The 4,286-nt window shown below is 72.7% G+C and carries 5 protein-coding genes; 1 reads left to right on the top strand and 4 read right to left on the bottom strand.

Annotation, left to right across the window (positions count from 1 at the left end; all coding sequences use genetic code 11):
• Positions 1 to 47 precede the first annotated feature (47 nt).
• Genes trpA through trpC form a run of 3 tightly spaced genes read right to left on the bottom strand, consistent with a single transcriptional unit; the run spans position 48 to position 2,948 of the window.
• Positions 48 to 863, bottom strand: a complete 816-nt coding sequence (gene trpA, locus Van01_RS28510) for a tryptophan synthase subunit alpha (protein WP_204014071.1) — start codon at positions 861 to 863, stop codon at positions 48 to 50.
• Between the two features lie 4 nt (positions 864 to 867).
• Positions 868 to 2,106 (bottom strand): tryptophan synthase subunit beta, encoded by a 1,239-nt coding sequence (gene trpB / locus Van01_RS28505; RefSeq protein WP_204014068.1) that lies wholly within the window; start codon positions 2,104 to 2,106, stop codon positions 868 to 870.
• Between the two features lie 38 nt (positions 2,107 to 2,144).
• On the bottom strand, positions 2,145 to 2,948 hold the full coding sequence (gene trpC / locus Van01_RS28500; protein ID WP_204014074.1) for an indole-3-glycerol phosphate synthase TrpC: 804 nt from the start codon (positions 2,946 to 2,948) through the stop codon (positions 2,145 to 2,147).
• Positions 2,949 to 3,390: 442 nt separating this feature from the next.
• Here trpC and Van01_RS28495 point away from each other — a divergent pair, with 442 nt between their 5' ends.
• On the top strand, positions 3,391 to 3,642 hold the full coding sequence (locus Van01_RS28495) for a hypothetical protein (RefSeq protein ID WP_099851031.1): 252 nt from the start codon (positions 3,391 to 3,393) through the stop codon (positions 3,640 to 3,642).
• Between the two features lie 45 nt (positions 3,643 to 3,687).
• Here the strand turns inward: Van01_RS28495 and Van01_RS28490 are convergent, their stop codons facing one another.
• Positions 3,688 to 4,269, bottom strand: coding sequence for a Trp biosynthesis-associated membrane protein (locus tag Van01_RS28490; RefSeq protein WP_204014073.1), 582 nt, complete (start codon positions 4,267 to 4,269; stop codon positions 3,688 to 3,690).
• Positions 4,270 to 4,286: the final 17 nt, after the last annotated feature.

The raw sequence follows: 4,286 nt of genomic DNA, 5'->3' as shown, positions 1-4,286 counted from the left end.
GACACAAACTGCAAGATCGACGCGGTGTGGGGTGGGGGTGGGGGTGGCTAGCGGGTGGGGTGGTGGACGCCTTCGGCTAGTTCGGCGCTGAGGGTGCGTAGGGCGGTCAGGGCAGCCGCCTCGTCGGGCGTGTCGAGCAGGCAGCGGATCAGGGCGCTGCCGACGATCACCGCGTCGGCGTACCCGGCGACGGCGGCGGCCTGCGCCCCGGTACCCACGCCCAGCCCGACACCGACCGGCAGATCGGTGACCTCCCGTACCCGGGACACCAGCACCGGCGCCGCCTGCGAGGTCTGCGACCGGGCCCCGGTCACGCCCATGATCGCGGTGGCGTAGACGAAGCCCCGGCAGTGCGCCGCCGTCATCGCCAGCCGCTCGTCGGTGGAGGACGGCGCGACCAGGAACGTGCGGTCCAGTCCGTGCGCGTCCGAGGCGGCCAGCCACTCGCCGGCCTCCTCGGGGATCAGGTCTGGCGTGATCAGCCCGGTGCCACCGGCCGCGGCGAGGTCCCGGGCGAACGCGTCCACCCCGTACCGCTCGATCGGATTCCAGTAGGTCATCGTCACCACCGGGGCACCGGTGGCGGCCACCGCCTCGATGATGCGCAACGTGTCCAGGGTGCGTACCCCACCGGCCAGGGCGATGTCGCTGGCACGCTGGATCACCGGGCCGTCCATCACCGGGTCGGAGTACGGGATCTCCACCTCGATCACGTCGACGCCCGCGGCGACCATCGCCTTCATCGCGGCGATACTGCCCTCGACCGTGGGGAAACCGGCAGGCATGCAGCCCACCAGCAACGCCCGGCCGTCCGCCCGGGCCTTGTCGAAGGCCACCCCGATCCGGCTGGTCCGCTCGCTCATGGCCTCACTCCTTGTCGAGGATGCCGAAGTACTCACCGGCGGTGTGCACGTCCTTGTCGCCCCGGCCGGAGAGGTTGACCACGATCGTGGGCTGCCGGCCGAGCTCGGCGGCGAGCTTCGGCGCGACGGCCAGGGTGCCGGCCAGGGCGTGCGCGCTCTCGATCGCGGGGATGATCCCCTCGGTCCGGCAGAGCAGCTCGAACGCGGCCATCGCCTCGTCGTCGGTGACCGGCTGGTAGGTGGCCCGGCCGGTGTCGTGCAGCCAGGCGTGCTCCGGGCCGACGCCCGGGTAGTCCAGGCCCGCGGAGATCGAGTGCGACTCCCGCGTCTGGCCGTCGGCGTCCTGGAGGACGAAGGTCCGAGTGCCGTGCAGCACGCCTGTGGAACCGCCGGTGATGCTTGCCGCGTGCCGGCCGGTGTCCATCCCGTCGCCGCCGGCCTCGAAGCCGTACAACCGCACCTGGGAGTCGTCGGTGAAGGCGTGGAAGATACCGAGCGCGTTGGAGCCGCCGCCGACGCAGGCGGTCACCGCGTCCGGCAGCGCGCCGGTCAGGTCCAGGCACTGCGCCCGGGCCTCCTCACCGATGCCCCGGACGAAGTCGCGGACCAGTGCCGGGAAGGGGTGCGGTCCGGCGGCGGTACCGATCAGGTAGTGGGTCTCGTCGACGTTGGCGACCCAGTCCCGCATCGCCTCGTTCATCGCGTCCTTGAGGGTGCGCGAACCGGTCGTCACCGGGACGACGGTCGCGCCGAGCATCCGCATCCGGGCCACGTTCAGCGCCTGCCGCTCGGTGTCGACCTGGCCCATGTAGACCACGCACTCCAGGTCGAACAGGGCCGCGGCGGTGGCGGTGGCGACACCGTGCTGACCGGCACCGGTCTCGGCGATCACCCGCCGCTTGCCCATCCGCCGGGTCAGCAGCGCCTGGCCGAGCACGTTTCGCACCTTGTGTGCGCCTGTGTGGTTGAGGTCCTCCCGCTTGAGCAGCACCCGGGCACCGGCCCGGGCGGAGAACCGGCGAGCCTCGTAGAGCAGCGAGGGCGTACCCGCGTAGTCGCGCAACAGCCCGGCGAACTCGGCCCGGAACGTCTCGTCGGCCATCGCCGCCTGGTGCGCCGAGGCCAGCTCGTCGAGCGCGGCCACGAGTGCCTCCGGCACGAACCGGCCGCCGAACGTGCCGAAGTGCCCGGCGGCGTCGGGGAACTGCGCCGGCACCTCGGTGTTCGTGACGTCAGCACTCATCACGGGTCCTCTCGCTCACGGACGGTCAGCGGCGGGGGTCAGCGCACCGGACGGGGCGTCGCCGGGTGGTTGCCGGCGTTCACCAACTCGGCCACCGCCTCCCGGGGACTCTTCTGGGTGACCAGCCCCTCACCGACGAGGACGGCGTCGGCGCCGGCCGAGGCGTACCGGATGAGGTCGTGCGGGCCGCGTACCCCCGACTCGGCGATCTTGACCACGTTGCTCGGCAGGCCGGGCGCGATCCGCTCGAACACCGACCTGTCGACCTGAAGGGTACGCAGGTCACGGGCGTTGACCCCGATCACCTGGGCACCTGCCTCCATGGCCCGGTCGGCCTCCTCCTCGTCGTGCACCTCGACAAGCGCGGTCATGCCCAGCGACTCGATCCGCTCCAGCAGGCCGACAAGCACGTTCTGCTCAAGCGCGGCGACGATCAGCAGCACCAGGTCCGCGCCGTGGGCGCGAGCCTCGTGCACCTGGTAGCTGGAGACCACGAAGTCCTTGCGCAGCACCGGGATGTTCACCGCGGCCCGCACGGCGGCGAGGTCGTCAAGCGACCCGCCGAACCAGCGGCCCTCGGTGAGCACGCTTATCGCGCGGGCGCCGCCGGCCGCGTACTCGCCGGCCAGGTCCGCCGGGTCGGCGATCTCGGCCAGCTTGCCCTTGGACGGTGAGGCGCGCTTCACCTCGGCGATCACCGCGACGCCGGGCCGGCGCAGGGCCGCGTACGCGTCCATCGGCGGCGGCGCGGCGGCGGCCAGTTCGCGGATCCGCTCCAGCGGAACCTGCTCCTGCCGCCGGGCCACGTCCTCCCGGACGCCGGCCAGGATCTCGTCGAGCACGCTGACGGGCGCCGCCGAACCGGCCTCGTCCCCTTCCGCGTGCGCATGCTCAGCAGTCACCAACGGACTCCCCTCTCCGGGTGTCATGGGCCGATGCTAGGGGGCCCCACCTGGACCCGACCGCCGGGGGTATGGCGCTCCTCACGAAATGGGCTGGGGCATAATGGCCAACTTGCGCGCACGTAATGTCACTCTGCGTCACGATACCATCGACGTTCGCCCATGCGCGGGCTGGCCGATCGCCCCGTAGCGGGTCGGCTATCCGCCCACGTCGATGCTGTGACCAAGCTCAAGGACCGAGGTCCCTGTGCCGGTCACGCCCCCTACCGCAGAGTTGACGGTGCAGTCATCACCACGAAACCCGGGCCGAGCAGCATCAGGCTCGGGCACACTCAATGACGCGTCTGCCCCACCGCCACGACGATCTCTCCCCGGGGTGATCATGAGTACCTCCGCGCCGCACCAGACCATCGGACTCACCACCATCTCGCGCACCGTCGCGTCGCTCGCCGTAGGTGTCGTCCACACCCTGGAGCGCGCCGTCGTCGGACCGGACCGGATGCGTACCGCGTCCGGCAACGCCTGGGAAGCCATCTGCGCCGACCGGGCCCGAGCCGACCAGCGAGCCGAGTTGGACCGCCTCGTCGCGGAACTCGCCGCCGCCCGGGCGCGCGCCCGCCAGCCGGTCGGCTGACCACACGGCTGCGGCAGGGCACGGCCGCCCGCCGCCCGGCCGCGGTCAGCGGATCGTCGGATCCTCGCCCCGGTCCAGCGCCTCCCACGCCTCGACGGTGCCCGCACCACCGATCTCCCCGCCGGTCCCCGCCGGCCGGGACGGCCGACGGTCATAGCGGGCACCCATCGCCGGCCAGCGGTGACCGCGCAGCAGGGTCAACGAACCACCGACGGCGGCGAGGACCCCACCGAGCAGGGTGAGCGCCGGCCACTGCCAGGTGACCGGATCCCCGAGATCACCGACGAGTCCGTAACCACCACCGGCCGCCACGGCCAGGCCGAGCAGGGTCAGCAACCCGCCGAGCACCCGACGCGGCCGGCCCCGGGTGGCCAGCACCGCACCGCCGCCAGCCAGACCGACCAGGGCCAACGCCGGCAGCCAGGGCAGCAGTTGCCCGCCCGTGCGTCCCTCCTCCACCAACAGCATCGGCTCCGACCGGCCGATCACCCCGACCACCCAGGTGCGGGTCGCCGCCCACAGCGCCAGCCCCGCGCCGGCCAGGCAGAGCAGCACGGCGTACGCCAGCTCGCGCCGGCCCGGCGCGGACCGTGAGCCGCCGGTCCCCGGTTCCTCCGTCGCGCTCACCGAGTCAGCCTTCCGCT

Origin of the sequence: Micromonospora andamanensis (assembly GCF_016863495.1) — a bacterium.
Lineage (GTDB): Bacteria > Actinomycetota > Actinomycetes > Mycobacteriales > Micromonosporaceae > Micromonospora > Micromonospora andamanensis.
The sequence above is the reverse complement of the archived record's forward strand: the minus strand, read 5'-3'. Positions and strand labels throughout refer to the sequence as shown.

Excerpts from the sequence above, each read along its gene's own strand:
- trpA (WP_204014071.1), bottom strand. The coding sequence starts at position 863 with ATGAGCGAGCGGACCAGCCGGATCGGGGTGGCCTTCGACAAGGCCCGG.
- trpB (WP_204014068.1), bottom strand. The coding sequence starts at position 2,106 with ATGAGTGCTGACGTCACGAACACCGAGGTGCCGGCGCAGTTCCCCGAC.
- Van01_RS28495 (WP_099851031.1), top strand. The coding sequence starts at position 3,391 with ATGAGTACCTCCGCGCCGCACCAGACCATCGGACTCACCACCATCTCG.